Origin of the sequence: Microbispora sp. NPDC046973, assembly GCF_040644495.1 — a bacterium.
Taxonomy (GTDB): Bacteria; Actinomycetota; Actinomycetes; order Streptosporangiales; family Streptosporangiaceae; genus Microbispora.
This window is the reverse complement of sequence record NZ_JBEYWQ010000007.1, coordinates 145,971-160,623: the sequence shown is the minus strand read 5'-3', so window position 1 is coordinate 160,623 and position 14,653 is coordinate 145,971. Positions and strand designations below refer to the sequence as shown.

General features: G+C 72.7%; 14 protein-coding genes. 7 read left to right on the top strand and 7 right to left on the bottom strand.

What is annotated here, in order from left to right:
- Positions 1-31 precede the first annotated feature (31 nt).
- A complete protein-coding gene (locus ABZ860_RS16275) occupies positions 32-979 on the top strand; it encodes a hypothetical protein (RefSeq protein ID WP_357220538.1) in 948 nt (315 codons plus the stop codon).
- A gap of 126 nt (positions 980-1,105) precedes the next feature.
- Entirely contained in the window at positions 1,106-2,311 is a 1,206-nt protein-coding gene (gene xseA, locus ABZ860_RS16270; protein WP_139577374.1) for an exodeoxyribonuclease VII large subunit, read from the top strand.
- 27 nt (positions 2,312-2,338) lie between these two features.
- On the opposite strand, the gene ABZ860_RS16265 is transcribed toward xseA, so the two are convergent.
- Positions 2,339-2,509, bottom strand: coding sequence for a hypothetical protein (locus ABZ860_RS16265; RefSeq protein WP_357220536.1), 171 nt, complete (start codon positions 2,507-2,509; stop codon positions 2,339-2,341).
- Between the two features lie 42 nt (positions 2,510-2,551).
- Positions 2,552-4,180, bottom strand: coding sequence for an asparagine synthase (glutamine-hydrolyzing) (gene asnB / locus ABZ860_RS16260; protein ID WP_357220534.1), 1,629 nt, complete (start codon positions 4,178-4,180; stop codon positions 2,552-2,554).
- A 135-nt stretch (positions 4,181-4,315) separates the two neighbouring features.
- On the opposite strand from asnB, the gene ABZ860_RS16255 reads away from it, so the two are divergent.
- Positions 4,316-4,573 (top strand): exodeoxyribonuclease VII small subunit, encoded by a 258-nt coding sequence (locus ABZ860_RS16255; protein WP_357220533.1) that lies wholly within the window; start codon positions 4,316-4,318, stop codon positions 4,571-4,573.
- A 37-nt stretch (positions 4,574-4,610) separates the two neighbouring features.
- Here the strand turns inward: ABZ860_RS16255 and ABZ860_RS16250 are convergent, their stop codons facing one another.
- Positions 4,611-5,756, bottom strand: coding sequence for an FAD-dependent monooxygenase (locus tag ABZ860_RS16250; RefSeq protein ID WP_357220531.1), 1,146 nt, complete (start codon positions 5,754-5,756; stop codon positions 4,611-4,613).
- Between the two features lie 58 nt (positions 5,757-5,814).
- Between ABZ860_RS16250 and ABZ860_RS16245 the strand changes: the two genes are divergently transcribed.
- On the top strand, positions 5,815-6,411 hold the full coding sequence (locus ABZ860_RS16245; RefSeq protein WP_357220529.1) for a TetR family transcriptional regulator: 597 nt from the start codon (positions 5,815-5,817) through the stop codon (positions 6,409-6,411).
- On the opposite strand, the gene ABZ860_RS16240 is transcribed toward ABZ860_RS16245, so the two are convergent.
- Positions 6,400-6,948: a DUF4245 domain-containing protein gene (locus tag ABZ860_RS16240; RefSeq protein ID WP_357220528.1), complete on the bottom strand. Its 549-nt coding sequence runs from the start codon at positions 6,946-6,948 to the stop codon at positions 6,400-6,402. The two genes, ABZ860_RS16245 and ABZ860_RS16240, sit on opposite strands and share 12 nt — an antisense overlap.
- 46 nt (positions 6,949-6,994) lie before the next feature.
- Complete coding sequence (locus tag ABZ860_RS16235) at positions 6,995-7,588, bottom strand: TetR/AcrR family transcriptional regulator (RefSeq protein WP_357220526.1); 594 nt, start codon at positions 7,586-7,588, stop codon at positions 6,995-6,997.
- 146 nt (positions 7,589-7,734) lie between these two features.
- On the opposite strand from ABZ860_RS16235, the gene glpX reads away from it, so the two are divergent.
- Positions 7,735-8,763, top strand: a complete 1,029-nt coding sequence (glpX, locus tag ABZ860_RS16230) for a class II fructose-bisphosphatase (RefSeq protein ID WP_357220524.1) — start codon at positions 7,735-7,737, stop codon at positions 8,761-8,763.
- Between the two features lie 40 nt (positions 8,764-8,803).
- Here glpX and ABZ860_RS16225 read toward each other — a convergent pair whose 3' ends face one another.
- Positions 8,804-9,451, bottom strand: a complete 648-nt coding sequence (locus ABZ860_RS16225; protein WP_357220522.1) for a DUF1707 domain-containing protein — start codon at positions 9,449-9,451, stop codon at positions 8,804-8,806.
- 120 nt (positions 9,452-9,571) lie between these two features.
- Between ABZ860_RS16225 and ABZ860_RS16220 the strand changes: the two genes are divergently transcribed.
- Positions 9,572-11,944 (top strand): LuxR C-terminal-related transcriptional regulator, encoded by a 2,373-nt coding sequence (locus tag ABZ860_RS16220; protein WP_357220520.1) that lies wholly within the window; start codon positions 9,572-9,574, stop codon positions 11,942-11,944.
- A gap of 81 nt (positions 11,945-12,025) precedes the next feature.
- On the top strand, positions 12,026-13,231 hold the full coding sequence (locus tag ABZ860_RS16215; RefSeq protein WP_357220518.1) for an MFS transporter: 1,206 nt from the start codon (positions 12,026-12,028) through the stop codon (positions 13,229-13,231).
- Here ABZ860_RS16215 and ABZ860_RS16210 read toward each other — a convergent pair.
- Positions 13,221-14,600 (bottom strand): PLP-dependent aminotransferase family protein, encoded by a 1,380-nt coding sequence (locus ABZ860_RS16210; RefSeq protein WP_357220516.1) that lies wholly within the window; start codon positions 14,598-14,600, stop codon positions 13,221-13,223. The two genes, ABZ860_RS16215 and ABZ860_RS16210, sit on opposite strands and share 11 nt — an antisense overlap.
- Positions 14,601-14,653 lie beyond the last annotated feature (53 nt).

Below are 14,653 nucleotides of genomic sequence, written 5' to 3'. Positions count from 1 at the left end.
GTACCAGATACACATCTCCCCGGGAGCCGAAATGTCCGTCCTTAGAGCAATAACGACAGTCCTTCAGACCGCTCTGAACGGGGTCGGACAGGCGCTGCTGGTCGGCGACAAGATCAAGACCACCATCAAGGAGCGCTTCGCCGGTGGCGAGGCGCAGGACGGCGAACGCCCCGAGACCGCCGAGACGCCGCGGACCGAGGAGGGCGCCAAGCAGGCAGCCGGGGAGCCGCCCGCGCGCCGGGAGCCCGTCATCTTCGCTCCCCGCCCGAGCAAGGCCGAGAAGGCCGATGCCGTGACGACCGAGGCTCCGGCCGCTGAGACGCCGGCCGCTGAGACGCCGACCGCTGAGACCGCGCCGGCCGAGACGGCGCCCGCCGAGCCTCAGGCCGCCGAGGCCGCCGAGGCCGTGGAGGCCGCCGAGCCCGTCGCGCCTGTGGAGGCCGCGGAACCCCAGGCCGTCGCCGAGGTCCCGGACCAGGCGGCCGCGCCCAAGAAGCCGCGCACCCGCCGCAAGGCCGCCACCGAGACCGCCGAGACCGCCGAGACGACCGAGACCGCCAAGAGCACGGAGGAGGCCGCGCCCGCCGAGGCCAAGAAGCCGCGCACGCGCCGGAAGGCCACGACCGAGGCCGTCGAGACCGTCGAGACCGCTGAGAGCGGCGCCGAGAGCACGGCCGCCGCCACGCCGAAGGCCACCAGGACGCGCAGGAAGCCCGCCGCGGCAGCGGCGGAGCCGGCTCAGCAGCCCGTGGAGCAGCCGGCGGCCGAGGAGACGACCGCGGAGGAGACGACCGCCGAGACGGCGGAGCCGATGCCGGGTTACGCGAACCTCTCCGTGGCGTCGCTGCGGGCGCGGATGCGCGGCAAGTCGGCCGAGCAGGTGCACGCGCTGCTGGACTACGAGCAGGCGCACCTGAACCGCCCCGAGGTGGTCCGGATGTTCCAGAACCGGCTGTCGAAGCTCCAGTCCGAGTCCTGATCCCGGCCGCGCCCGCCCTGCCGTACGCCGGGCGGGCGGGTGAGGCGTCCTCCGCCTGGTCGCCTGTGGATTGTCGGCAGGTGCGGCTAGCCTGCAGATGCGAGCCGGGCCAGGCGAGGAGGGCATTTGAGCGCGAAGACGTCCCCTGAGGCGCCGCTGCCGATCAGGTCGGTGCTGCAGATGGTCGCCCAGTGGATCGGCAAGCTGGGCACCGTCTGGGTCGAAGGGCAGATCACCGAGCTGACGGCCCGGGGCGGCACCGTCTTCCTGACGCTGCGTGATCCCGTGGCCAACGTCTCGGCGCGGATCACCTGCGCCAGGGGCGTATACGAGGCGAGCGTGCCCCGCCCGGTGGACGGCGCGCGCGTCGTGATGCACGTCAAGCCGGACTTCTGGGTCAACAAGGGCTCGTTCGCGTTCACGGCCCTGGAGATCCGCCCGGTCGGCATCGGCGAACTGCTGGCCCGGCTCGAACGGCTCCGCCAGGTGCTGGCGGGCGAGGGCCTGTTCAACGTCGACAGGAAGAGGCGGCTGCCGTTCCTGCCGGGCACCGTCGGGCTCATCTGCGGGCGCGACTCGGCGGCCGAGCGCGACGTGCTGGAGAACTCCCGCCGCCGCTGGCCCGCCGTCCGGTTCAAGGTGGAGCAGGTCGCCGTCCAGGGGTCGTACGCCGTGGGCGAGGTGACCGAGGCGCTGCGCAAGCTCGACGCCGACCGCGAGGTCGATGTGATCATCATCGCCAGGGGCGGCGGCTCCCTCGAGGACCTGCTGCCGTTCTCCGACGAGTCGCTGGTGCGGGCCGTCGCGGCCTGCCGTACGCCGGTGGTGAGCGCGATCGGCCACGAGCAGGACAGTCCGCTGCTCGATCTGGTCGCCGACGTGCGCGCCTCGACGCCGACGGACGCGGCCAAGAAGGTCGTGCCCGACGTGGGCGAGCAGCTCACCCTCGTCCACCAGCTCCGGGATCGGGGCCGCCGGGTGCTGCGCGGCTGGGTCGAGCGCGAGATGTCCTGGCTGGAATCCGTCCGCTCCCGGCCGTCGCTCGCCGATCCCGTGCGGGAGCTCGACCGTCGGGCCGAGCAGGTCGACGCGCTGCGCGAGCGGTCCAGGCGCTGCCTTTCGGCGTCCCTGGACCGCTCGGCCGACTCGCTGGAACATCTCAGGGCCCGGCTCGTGGCCCTGTCCCCCGCCGCCACACTGGAGCGGGGTTACGCCATCGCGCAGCGTCCTTCCGGAGAGGTCGTCCGCCTCGCCGGGGACGTCAAGCCGGGAGACGAGCTCACGATCCGCTTCTCCGACGACCGCGTGACGGTGACCGCCCAGGACGCGTGACCCGGGCCGCCCGCGGGCCGCGGCGGGTCAGATCGCGAGGCGCACGTCGTAGGCGCCGAGCCACGCGTTCATCTGCAGGATGCCCTCCAGCGACGTCCGTGCGCCCTGCAGGCTGACCGCGCCCATGGGCTGGTCGAGCATCGTGCGCACCTTGCCCGCGTCCACCAGGCAGCCGATGGCCGGGTCCCCGTCGAGCACGCGGGTGACCTCGGCCCGCAGCGCGCGCTCGTACGCCGGGTCCTACGTCGAGGGGTAGGGCACCTTGCGGCGTTCGACCACCGACCGGGGCAGCACGTCGGCCGTCGCCGCGCGCAGCAGGCTCTTCTCGTGCCCGTCGAAGGTCTTCATGGCCCAGGGGGCGTTGAAGACGTACTCGACCAGGCGGTGGTCGCAGAACGGCACCCGGACCTCCAGGCCGACGGCCATGCTCATGCGGTCCTTGCGGTCGAGCAGGATCTGCACGAACCGGGTCAGGTGCAGGTAGCTGACCTCCCGCATGCGCTTCTGCAGCCCGCTCTCCCCCGGCACCCTGGGCACCTCGGCCAGCGCCCGCTGGTAGCTGTCGGCCCGGTAGGCGGGGAGGTCGAGCTTGCGCAGCAGTTCCTCGTTCAGGAACTCGCCCCGGCTGGACAGCCCCGTCTGGCCCTGCATGCCGAGCCAGGGGAAGGTGCCGGAGTTGACCGCCTGGGGATCGTGGAACCACCGGTAGCCGCCGAACACCTCGTCGGCGGACTCGCCCGACAGCGCCACGGTCGAGTGCCCCCTGATCGCCTTGAAGAGCAGGTAGAGCGAGGTGTCCATGTCACCGATGCCGAGCGGGAGGTCCCTCGCCCGCAGGACGGCCGCACGCACGGCGGGATCCATGAGGTCGGCCGAGTCCAGCACGATGTCCGTGTGGTCGGAGCCGACGTGCCGCACGACGTCGTGGACGTACGGCGTGTCGGGGGTGTCGCGCATGTCGTCGGCCTGGAAGTTCTCGCTGTAGCCGGCGAAGTCGACGGAGAACGACCGCACCCCGCCCTGGCCGGCGAGGGCGCGGGCCGCGAGCGCGGTGACCGCGCTGGAGTCGAGCCCGCCGGACAGCAGCGTGCACAGCGGCACATCGGAGATGAGCTGCCGCTCGACGATGTCGTCGAGCAGCTCCCGCACGGTCCGGATGGTGGTCTGCAGGTCGTCGGTGTGCTCGCGGGCCTCCAGCTGCCAGTAGCGGCGCTTGCTCAGGCCCTCGCGCCGCACCTTCACCACCTGGCCTGGCCGCACCTCGTGCATCCCCCGGAAGACGGCGCTCTCCGGCGTCTTGACGAAGGCCAGGATCTCGCGCAGGCCGTCGGCGTCGATCACCCGCTCGGCGAGCGGGCTGGCCAGGATGGCCTTGGGCTCGGAGCCGAACAGCACGCCGGTGGGCGTCGGGTAGTAGTACAGGGGCTTGATCCCCATACGGTCGCGCACGAGCAGCAGTTCCTCGCGGCGGGCGTCCCAGATGGCGAAGGCGTACATGCCGTTGAGCCGGGAGACGAAGTCCTCGCCCCATTCGAGGTACGCCTCCAGGACGACCTCGGTGTCGCTCTGGGTCCGGAAGCGGCGCCCGCGCCGGGTGAGCTCGGCGCGCAGCTCCCTGAAGTTGTAGACCTCGCCGCTGTAGGTGAGCGCGGCCACGACCTCGCCGTCGCCCTCGGCGGTCATCGGCTGGCGCCCGCCCTCGATGTCGATGATGGCCAGCCGCCGGTGGCCGAACGCGGCGTGCGGAGCGAGCCACATCCCCTCGGCGTCGGGCCCCCGGCACGCCATCGTGTCCGTCATGGCCTGCACGGTCTCCCGTTCGCGACGAAGGTCGCGTCCGTAGTCCACCCAGCCGCTGATTCCACACATAAGGATGACCCCCCGATCATCGCCCCCGAAGATGGTTAGTACATCTAAGTAACGGACAAACCTCACGTTTTATGCCCAAAACGGGACATGCTCAAGAGGCCACGCAGTGTCGGTCCCGGCCTCTAAGGTGGGGACGTGGCTGAGGACAAGCAGACCCCGTCGGACAAGCAGACCCCGTCGTACGAGCAGGCCCGCGAGGAGCTGACCGAGGTGGTGCGCCGGCTGGAGACCGGCGGGCTCACGCTGGAGCAGTCGATAGAGCTGTGGGAGCGGGGAGAGCGGCTGGCCGCGATCTGCGAGGAGTGGCTCCAGGGCGCCCGCGCGAAGCTGGCCGCCGCGATGGCCCAGCGCCAGGAGCCCCAGCCGAACGGCTCCGAGGAGGCGCCCTTCTGACAGCGGCCGGCCGCGAAGGCCGACCCGCAAAGGGCTTCTAGGCGTGCCAAAGGGCGGCGAGTTGCCGGGTGGCCAGCCGGGACGGCACGGCGCGCAGCAACGTGTCGCGCAGCCACGCGGCGACACCGGTCTGAGAGGTCAGCCGCGACTGCCGTGACGCCGCCAGCATCATGCGGTTGGCTCTGGGCCTGCGCTCGGCGTCGTAGCGCAGGAGCCGCTGGGCGACGTCGGCCGGCTCCGCGCCGGCCAGGTGGCGGGTCAGCGCGGCGGCGTCTTCGAACGCCTGGCTGGCGCCTTGGCCGAGGTCGGGTGGCATGGCGTGCGCGGCGTCGCCGAGGAGCGCGATCCTGCCGGTCGCGAACGAGGGCAGGGGCTCGGCCAGGCGGGCGATCGGGTCGACGTAGATGTCGTCGGGCGAGGTTGCCTCGATCAGTGCCGTGACGAGGGGGTGCCAGTCGGCCATCAGGGACAGCATCTGCCGGCGCGCCTCGTCCGCGCCTGGCGGCGTGCCACGCAGGAGGGAGTCGGTGAACCAGTACAGGCGGTCCTCCCCGACCGGGAACAGGCCGAACATCGCCCCGCTGCGGCGGTCGACCAACTGGCTGGTGAGCAGGTCCGGCGCCATGCCGGGAGGGCGGGGCAGCATGCCGCGCAGGTCCATCCGGCCGGTTCGCCGCAGCCCCGGGTGACCAGGGAAGAGCTGTGCGCGCAGCGTGCTGCCGATGCCGTCGGCCACGATCACGGCGTCCGCTCTCGCGACGGGCTCGCCTTCGCTGATCACGGTGACCCCGGCGGAGCCGGGCTCCAGACGCTCGACCGGGGTCGCGGTCCGCACCAGCTCGGACGGCAGCGGGGCGCGCAGCGCCCGGTGCAGTTCCGCTCGGTCGATCATGGCGGGGGTCAGGACCACCTGCCGCGTCCGAGCCAGGTCGGTGACCAGCAGCGGCCGTCCGCGCCAGTCCCGCAATCCCCCGCGGGCCGTGTGGATGACGTGCCCCCGGACGTCTTCGGCCAGCCCCAGCGCGTCCAGCGCGCGCAGCCCGTTGGGCATGACCACGATCCCGGTGCCCGCTTCCCGCAGCTCGGCGGCCCGTTCGAAGAGTGTCACCTCGTGGCCCGTGCGATGCAGCCCCACCGCCGCCGCCACTCCTCCCAGCCCGGCGCCGACCACCACGATCCGCATGAGACCTCCCACTCATTCACTACGGTCGTACTAGTACGGCTATTGGTAGCATCTGCCCATGCCGCCCACCAATCCGGCCCGTCGCCGAGCTCTGACCGATGCCGCCATCGAACTGCTGGCGTCATCGGGCGTGCACGGCCTGACTCACCGGGCGGTGGAGAAAGCGGCGGACGTCCCGCCGGGAACGGCTTCCAACTACTTCCGCAGCCGGGAAGCGCTGCTGGTGGCGGCCGCGGAGCGGATCGCCGAGCTGCATCACGCGGACACCGGCCAGGCGATCAAGCAGCCGGCGACGCTGGTCGACCTGCTGACGGAATCGCTGCTCACCGCGGCGACCACGCAACGCACCCGCTATCTGGCAATCTTCGAACTGCAGCTGGAGGCCGCGCGCCGGCCGGCGCTCGCCTCGGCTCTCGCGGCCCTGCAGGACACGGCATCGCTGGTCACCGCCGCACACCACGACGAACTCGGCCTCGCCATTCCACGCGAGAAGGTTTCCGCCATGATCGCGCTCTACGGGGGTGCGCTGTTCACCTTGGTCAGCGCGCCGCCGGAGCACGTCAGCAGGGACGTCGTACGGAACACGGCCGAGGTCATCGTGCACGGCTGCCTTCCCCCGGCGACGGCGAGCCGGGATCCGGGCTCAGCCCGATGACGGCGCCGGGGAGGGCTTGGGCTGCGGCGTGAGGGTCCGGGCGAGGGCGGTCAGCTCGTCCCAGTCGGCCGTTCCGGTGACGAGCACCGCGTGATCGGGGAAGACGCGGACCAGCGTCCGCTGGTTCTTGTCCTGGCGGATCCGCTCCTCCCAGGTCACGCCGTCGATCTGACGGCTCCCGCCGGGCTTGTCGGTGTTGGCCATGCGGTTGACGAAGTCCGCGGACGGCCTCTCGTCGCTCTGGGCGAGCATGGCGTGCTGCCGCTTGGCGGTCGCGAACCCCAGCCGCCATGTCACCGCGCCGTTCTTCTGGGTCAGGGAGGAGCTGTTGGGCACCCAGTTGGGCAGCACCTGGTTCGGGGCGACGACCTCGTACGGCGCCGTGCGCGCCGCGTTGACCCGGTCGATGGAGAAGTCCACCCGCGGGATGTGCTCGGTGCGGCTCTGCGGCGTGATGAGCAGGAACACTCCGACGGCGGCGAGGCAGACGAAGAGCGCGAACGCGTAGCCGTAGAAACCCTGGGTGAATCGTCCCACGTAATGCGAGATTAGTCGGTGGAGTGGGCGGTGGCCGTACCGGCCGTCACGGGTGCCGAATATCGCCGATGATGCGAAGAGCGTCCTCGGCCATCTTCCGGGCCTGTTCCGGGTCGTCGGACAGCGTGACCTCCTGCACGACGGCCGCCAGGGCGCCGGTGACGACGACGACCAGGGCGTCCTCGTGCTCGAACAGCGCGGCGGTGCGCCTGGCCCACTGCCGCAGGCGGTCGCGCATGATGACCTCGAACCCGGGCGGGGCGTCGCCGCGCAGGAAGAGCGCGGCGAGATCGCGCTCGGCGAGGCAGCCCTCCAGGTAGGCCCGCGCGGCGGCGAGGAACTGGGGCATGGGGTCGGTCTCCCCGGCCGCCCGGGCCTCCTGCACGGCCTGCCGGGTGCGCTGGGTCTGCCGCTTCTGGAACTCCTCGAACAGCGTCAGGTAGAGGTCGGCCTTGCCGGAGAAGTGGTGGTACAGGCTGCCGACGCTGGCGCCGGCCCTGGCCACGACGTCGGTGACGCCCGCCTCGGCGAAGCCGCTCGTGATGAACGTCTCCTTCGCGGCGTCCAGGAGGGCTCCCCGGGTCGCCGCGCCGCGCTCCGACGTGCGCATCGTCACTGGTCGTTCGGTGTCGCCGCTCATGCGGCGACGATATCTCCGACCCGTTCGCTCCGGGGGCCCGCGCCCGCAAATGGCCTCCTACCTGGCCCAACAGGTTCAGACCAATCGGACAAGAACGGCTTCGCGAACTACGATCGCTAGAACGGCACCTACCTAAAAGGGGATCAATGGCTGATCACGTACCGGCCGCTCTGGCGACGGGGGAACGCGCACCCGACCGCAACCTGGCTCTGGAACTGGTCAGGGTGACCGAGGCGGCGGCGATGGCGGCCGCGCGCTGGGTGGGACGCGGCGACAAGAACGGGGCGGACGGCGCCGCCGTGAACGCCATGCGCCAACTGATCAACACGGTCTCGATGAAGGGCGTCGTGGTGATCGGGGAGGGCGAGAAGGACAACGCCCCGATGCTGTACAACGGCGAGGAGGTCGGCGACGGGACCGGCCCCGAGTGCGACGTCGCCGTGGACCCGATCGACGGCACCCGGCTGTGCGCGCTCGGCATGAACAACGCGATCTCCGTGATCGCGGTCAGCGAGCGCGGCTCGATGTACGACCCGTCCGCGGTCTTCTACATGGAGAAGCTCGTCACGGGCCCGCAGGCGGCCGAGCACGTGGACATCGACGCGCCGGTGGCCGACAACATCCGCGCCGTCGCCCGGGCCAAGGGCGCCAAGCCGTCCGACGTCACCGTGGTGATCCTGGACCGGCCCCGGCACGAGCGGATCGTCAAGGAGATCCGGGAGACCGGCGCCCGGATCCGTTTCATCACCGACGGCGACGTGGCCGGCGCGATCATGGCGGCGCGCAACGGCACCGGTGTCGACCTGATGCTCGGCATCGGCGGCACGCCCGAGGGCATCGTCGCCGCCTGCGCGCTCAAGTGCATGGGCGGCGTCATCCAGGGCAAGCTGTGGCCGCGCGACGAGGAGGAGCGCCGCAGGGCCCTCGACGCCGGGCTCGACCTCGACCAGGTGCTCACCACCGACGACCTCGTACGCTCCGACGATGTGTTCTTCGCCGCGACCGGCATCACCGACGGCGAGCTCATGCACGGCGTGCGGTTCCAGGGCGGGGCGGCGGTCACGCACTCCCTCGTCATGCGGGGACGGTCGGGCACGATCCGCAAGATCGAGAGCGAGCACCAGCTCTGGAAGCTCGGCGCCTACAGCGCCATCAACTTCGACACCGCGGTGTAAGACCTCAACGCCGTGTAAGACCTCAACGCCGTGTGAGACCTCAACGGCCGAACAGGCGGCGGCGCGGGCGCTTCGGCGAGCGGGCGACGACCTTGCCGCCGAAGACGAACCCGGCGAGCTCGATCACGGGCGCGTCCGGCGCGAAGCCGGTCGCGCCCGGCGGGAGCCGCACCTCGTTCCTGAGCGACCGGATGCGGGCGTCCGGGGCCGTCACGATCCGCACGCCCTCGGGGACCGTCAGGTTGACCGTGCCGGCCATGACCGCGAGTTGCACCACCACGTGCCGCGACTGGAGCAGCGCCTCGCACAGGTCCATCGTGACCGTGCCGCCCAGGGACGTCACCGGGATCCGGGAGGGCACGACCCACCGGCCGCCGCGGGTCTCCGTGCGGAAGAAGGCGGTGACGGGACGGCTGTCCATCCGGAACGGCTGGCTCTCCGGCGGCAGCAGATCCACGGTCAGCTCGGCCAGCTCGCCGAGGGTCCGCGCGGCCCAGACGCGCTCCACGCGTTCCTCGTGCTCCAGCGGCGTGAGCCGCCCGTCGGTGACGGCGTCCGCGAGCACCGCGACGATGCGCTCCCGATCGGCGTCGGAGGCCCGCAGCAGGGAGGGGTCGGGCGTGTCCGGGGTGCGCGGCGAGAGGAAGGCGGAGATCAACTTCACGGCTGAGGACTCGCTGCTGCTCACACCATCGAGAGTAAGCGGTCCACGCGCGACGGTCATCATGCGACGCGGCGCCCGGCGTCGATCCCCGAATTGACCAGGGACTTCGTGGCCGCTTAGCGTGAGGAGGTGGTCGCGGGGGCGGTGACACGGCAGGTCGGCAACCTTCCGGCCGACCTGACGAGCTTCGTCGGCCGCAGGCGTGAGCTGGCAGAGATCAGGCGGCTGCTTTCGGTGTCGCGCCTGGTGACCCTCACGGGTGTCGGCGGCGTCGGCAAGACCCGGCTGGCCCTGCGGGCGGCCGCCGAGCAGCGCCGCGCGTTCGACAGCGTCTGGCTGGTGGACCTCAGCACCGTCACCGATCCCGCGCTCGTGGCGGAGACGGTGGCGGCGACCATGGGCGTACGGGACGAGTCCGCGCCCCGCCCGGTGGACGCGCTGGAGCAGGTGCTGTCCTCACAGCGGACCCTCCTCGTACTGGACAACTGCGAGCACCTGCGCGACGCCTGCGCCGTGCTCGCCGACCGGCTCCTGCGCGGGGCCTCGGAGCTGCGCATCCTCGCGACGAGCCGGCAGTCGCTCGGCATCACGGGCGAGCACCAGATGAAGATCTCGCCGCTGCCCGTCCCGGAGCGGGACCGGCCGCTCAGCCGCAGGTCGCTGGAGTTGTACGACGGGATCAGCCTGCTGACGGAACGGGCGGCGGCGGTCCTGCCCGGCTTCACCGTCACCGAGGACAACCAGGCGGCCGTCGCCGAGCTATGCCGCCAGCTCGACGGCATCCCCCTGGCCATCGAGCTCGCCGCGGTGCGGCTGCGGGCCCTGTCGGTGAGCGCGCTCGTCGAGCGCCTGCGCGACCGCTACCGCCTGCTCACCGGAGGCAGCAGTACGGCGGTGCCGCGTCAGCAGACTTTGCACGCGCTGGTCGACTGGAGCTTTCAGCTGCTGCCCGGCGCCGAGCGGACGCTGTGGACCCGGTTGTCGATCTTCCCGTCCCACTTCGACCTGGACGCCGTCGAGGCGGTGTGCACCGGCGGCGGCATCGAGCGCGACGACGTGCTCGACCTGCTCGACGCGCTGCTGGACAAGTCGCTGCTGCTGCGCGAGGAGCACGCCGGCGCGGTCCGCTACCGCATGCTCGACACGCTGCGCGAGTTCGGCCGCAAGCGGCTCGGCGGGCCGGTGGAACGCCGGTCGCTCCAGCGGCGGCACCGGGATCACTATCTCCTGCTGGCGCGGCGGGCGTCCGCCGAGTGGTTCGGCCCCGACCAGTTCTCCTGGCTCAAGCGGCTCAACCTGGAGCAGGCGAACCTGCGCGCCGCGATGGACTTCTGCCTGCAGGAGCCCCGCGAGGCGGAGGCGGGGCTGCGGATGGCCCTCTGCCTGACCGACCCCTACTGGCTGGCGAACGCGTACTACAACGAGGGCCGCCACTGGCTGGACCGCATGCTGTGGGCGGCGCCCGAGCCCACCGTCCTGCGGGCGCTGGCGCTGTGCGCCGACGCGGAAATGGTGCTCACCCAGGGCGACACCGACAGGGGCCTGCGCCTGCTTGCCGAGAGCCGGGCGCTCGCCGAGAGGCTGGGCGATCCGGAAGCGATCGCCCAGACGTCCCTGGTCGCCGGGCTGGCGGAGCACTACGCCGGCGACTACGCCAAGGCCGCCCCTCTGCTCGAACGGGCCGTCAGGGAGGAGGAGGCCGTCGGCAACCTGAGCGGCCTGCTGATCGCCCTGATCACGCTGGCGGCCGGCGTCGGCTACCTCGGCGACCGAGCCCGCGCCACGGAGCTGTTCGAGCGCGCTCTCGCGCTGACCGAGGCCCACGGCGAGTGCTCCGGCCGGGCCTGGGTCTTCACGATCTTCGCCATCCACCTGTGGCAGGGCGGGGACGACGCCGGCGCGCTGGCGCTGGCACGCGAGGCCCTCCTGCTCGGTCGCGACCTGGGCGACCGGATGAACATCGCGACGAACCTCGAGGCCATCGCCTGGGTGCAGGCCGGCGAAGGCCACCACGCCCACGCGGCCCGGCTGCTCGCGGCCTCGGAGGAGCTCGGCCGTTCCGTGGGCCTGGCGCCGAGCCGCGACAAGCGGTTCGCCGAGTTCCACGAGCGGTGTCTCACCGGTCTCCGTACGGCCCTGGGCGAGCGGGCCCTGAGCCGCGAGACCCGCAGGGGGAACCGGATGACGATGGACGAGGCGATCGAGGAGGCGCTCGGGGAGCGGGCCGAGGGCGGGCGTACGCGCGCGGAGGAGACGGTCGCGGCGGCCGAGCCGCCACGACCGGGACCCGCGCCGGGGGTCTCGGCGGCCGAGCCGTCCCCGCTCACCCGGCGGGAGCAGGAGATCGCGGAGCTGATCGCCCAGGGACGGAGCAACAAGGAGATCGCCTCCATCCTCGTGATCTCCCAGCGCACCGTGGAGGGCCACGTCGAGCGCATCCTGGACAAACTGGGCTTCGCCTCCCGGGCCCAGATCGCCGCCTGGCTGGCGGCGCGCGAGGCGGGCGGCCGGCCCTGACCGGCGCACCCCATTGACCCGGCGGGTGACGGCTCCTACGCTGGCGAAAACTTGAACCCCCCTCATGTTCGTGGAGGACCGGTGCCCACTCCTCGCGACCGGCAGGCGCGGCTCGCCACGTTCGCGGTCTTCTTCGTCCAGGGCCTCACCTTCGCCACGCTGCTCACCCAGGTGGCGGCGCTGCAGAGGAAGCACGGCCTGTCGGACGGCGAGCTGACCATCCTGCTCCTGGTCGTCCCGATCATCGCGGGTGCCGGGAGCGCGCTCGCCGGCGCCGCCGCCTCCCGCTGGGGCAGCCGCCTGATCCTGCGCCTGGTGCAGCCGCTCGCCTGCGCCGCCGTCGTGCTCGCGGGCCTCGCCCCGAACGTCCCCATGCTGGTGGCGGCCAACGTCCTGTTCGGCCTCGGCCTTGGCGGGGTGGACGCGGGCATGAACATGCAGGGCGTCGCGGTCGAACGCGAGTACGGCCGGGCGGTGCTCACCGGGTTCCACGCGCTGTGGAGCGTGGCGGCCGTCATCGGGTCGCTGTGGGCCTCGGCGGCGGCCACGCTCGGCCTCGGCCTGCCCGTCACATTCGCGATCGCCCTCGCCCCGGCCGCCGCCCTCGCCGTCCTCTCCTCGCTCCGGCTCTACCGGCCCGAGGAGGAGCACCGCGCGGCCGCGGTCAAGGATGCGGACACGGCGGCCGGGAGGCCCGCCGGGGTGGCATGGCGCCCGATCATCCCTCTCTGCCTGGCGATGGCCTTCCTCTACGTCGGCGACTCGTCGGTCTCCAACTTCGGCACCGTCTTCATGGACAAGGTCCTGCACGCCTCGGCGACCGTGATCCCGCTGGCCCTGGGCGCCTACCAGCTCACCACGTTCCTGGTGCGCGTCGGCGGCGACCTCGCGGTGCGCAGGTGGGGCCCGGCGGCCATCGTGCGCGCCGGGGGCTCCGTCGCGGCGCTGGGCTTCGTCGCGATCGTGGCGGCGCCGACGGTGCCGCTGGCGATCGCGGGCTTCGCCCTCACCGGGATCGGCCTGTCCGTCGTCGCCCCGCAGTCGTTCTCCGCGGCCGGCCGTCTCGACCCCGCGGGCACGGGCGTGGCGATCGCCAGGGTCAACATGTTCAACTACGTGGGGTTCATCGTCGGAGCCGCGCTCGTCGGCGGCCTCGCCGACGCCTCCGGCTTCCGCGTCGCCTTCGCCGCGCCGCTCGTGCTCGCCGCCGCGATCATCCTGCTCGCCCGCGGCTTCCAGCCGCGCACGGCCGGCCCGGCCACCGCGACCACCGTGGTCACCCCCTGACATCCCTCCCGGCGCTGCCCGCCAGGGCGCGTACGGCCTCGGTGACGCGGTGGGCGGGCAGGCGGGCGAAGCCGAGCACCAGCCCCGGCGACCCGTGGGCCGACGTCACGACCTCCGCGGACAGGCCGGCGGCGCGGGCGGCCTCGGCCAGGCCTGACGGATCGCCCCCGCCGTCCGGCTCCGCGTACAGGTGCAGCCCGGCGGAGATGCCGCGCACGGTCATCCGGGGCAGGTGCTCGGCCAGGGCGGCGACGAGGGCGTCCCTGCGCCGCCGGTACTCCCGGCGCATCCGGCGCAGGTGCCGGTCGTACGCCCCGCCCTCGATGAGGTGGGCGAGCACGTACTGGTCGACGACCGGCGAGCCGAGGTCGAACTCCCCGCGCGCGAGCCGTACGGCACGGGCGACCCGCGGGGGCGCCGCGATCCAGCCGAGCCGCAGCCCCGGGGCGAGGGCCTTGCTCACACTGCCGGCGAGCACCACTCGGTCGGGCGCGAGGCCCTGCAGGCACCCGACGGGGTCGCGGTCGAAGCGGAACTCGGCGTCGTAGTCGTCTTCCAGCACGAGGGCGCCGGTGCGGGCCGCCCAGCCGATCAGCGCGGCGCGGCGGGCCGGGGACAGGACGACGCCGGTCGGGTACTGGTGCGCGGGGGTGACCACCACGGCGTCGGCGTCCCCCGGCAGGGCTTCGACGACGATCCCCTCATGGTCGACGGGCACGGGGACGATGTCCGCCCCGGCCCGCCGGAGCAGCGGAAGCTGGCGCGTGCTCGTCGGGTCCTCGACGGCCAGGACGATGCCGCGTCCCCGGTCCCGCACCAGGGCCTGGACGACGAGGCTGAGCCCCTGGGCCACCCCGGTCACGACCACGACGTCGTCCGGTGACGCGTCGGCCGCACGCACCCTGCCGAGGTACGCGGCGAGTTCGCGGCGCAGGGCCGGCACACCGCCGGGGTCGCCGTAGTCGAGCGCGTCGTTGGGCAGCGTGACCAGGACGTGACGGACCGCGGCGAGCCATGCCTGCCGGGGAAACAGGCCGAGGTCCGGCGACGTGGGCCGATGGCCGTAGTGGGGCCAGCAGCTCTCCCGCTCGTCCCCGGGGCGCCCGGGGGCGGCCTGCCGCCCGGCCCCCGCCGCGACCCTGGTGCCCGCGCCCGTTCTGGATTCGAGGAGCCCCTCGGCCACCAGCTGCTCGTACGCCTCGACCACGACGCCGCGGGACAGGCCGAGATCGCGGGCGAGGTCGCGGGTGGCAGGCAGGCGGACGCCGGGGACGAGCCGCCCGGACCGGACGGCCTCGCGCACCTCGCGGGCGATCTGTCCGGCGAGCCCGCCCGCGGCCTTGTCGACCACGAGATGAAGATCGGCCATTGGCCCACTCTAACGGCCGCCGATTGGACCATGAGCCAGGACCAAGCCGTCCC

Coding starts and splice junctions, on each gene's coding strand:
- ABZ860_RS16235 (WP_357220526.1), bottom strand. CDS start 7,588: ATGAGCGGCGACACCGAACGACCAGTGACGATGCGCACGTCGGAGCGC.
- ABZ860_RS16245 (WP_357220529.1), top strand. CDS start 5,815: ATGCCGCCCACCAATCCGGCCCGTCGCCGAGCTCTGACCGATGCCGCC.
- glpX (WP_357220524.1), top strand. CDS start 7,735: ATGGCTGATCACGTACCGGCCGCTCTGGCGACGGGGGAACGCGCACCC.
- ABZ860_RS16275 (WP_357220538.1), top strand. CDS start 32: ATGTCCGTCCTTAGAGCAATAACGACAGTCCTTCAGACCGCTCTGAAC.
- ABZ860_RS16250 (WP_357220531.1), bottom strand. CDS start 5,756: ATGCGGATCGTGGTGGTCGGCGCCGGGCTGGGAGGAGTGGCGGCGGCG.
- asnB (WP_357220534.1), bottom strand. CDS start 4,180: ATGTGTGGAATCAGCGGCTGGGTGGACTACGGACGCGACCTTCGTCGC.
- ABZ860_RS16210 (WP_357220516.1), bottom strand. CDS start 14,600: ATGGCCGATCTTCATCTCGTGGTCGACAAGGCCGCGGGCGGGCTCGCC.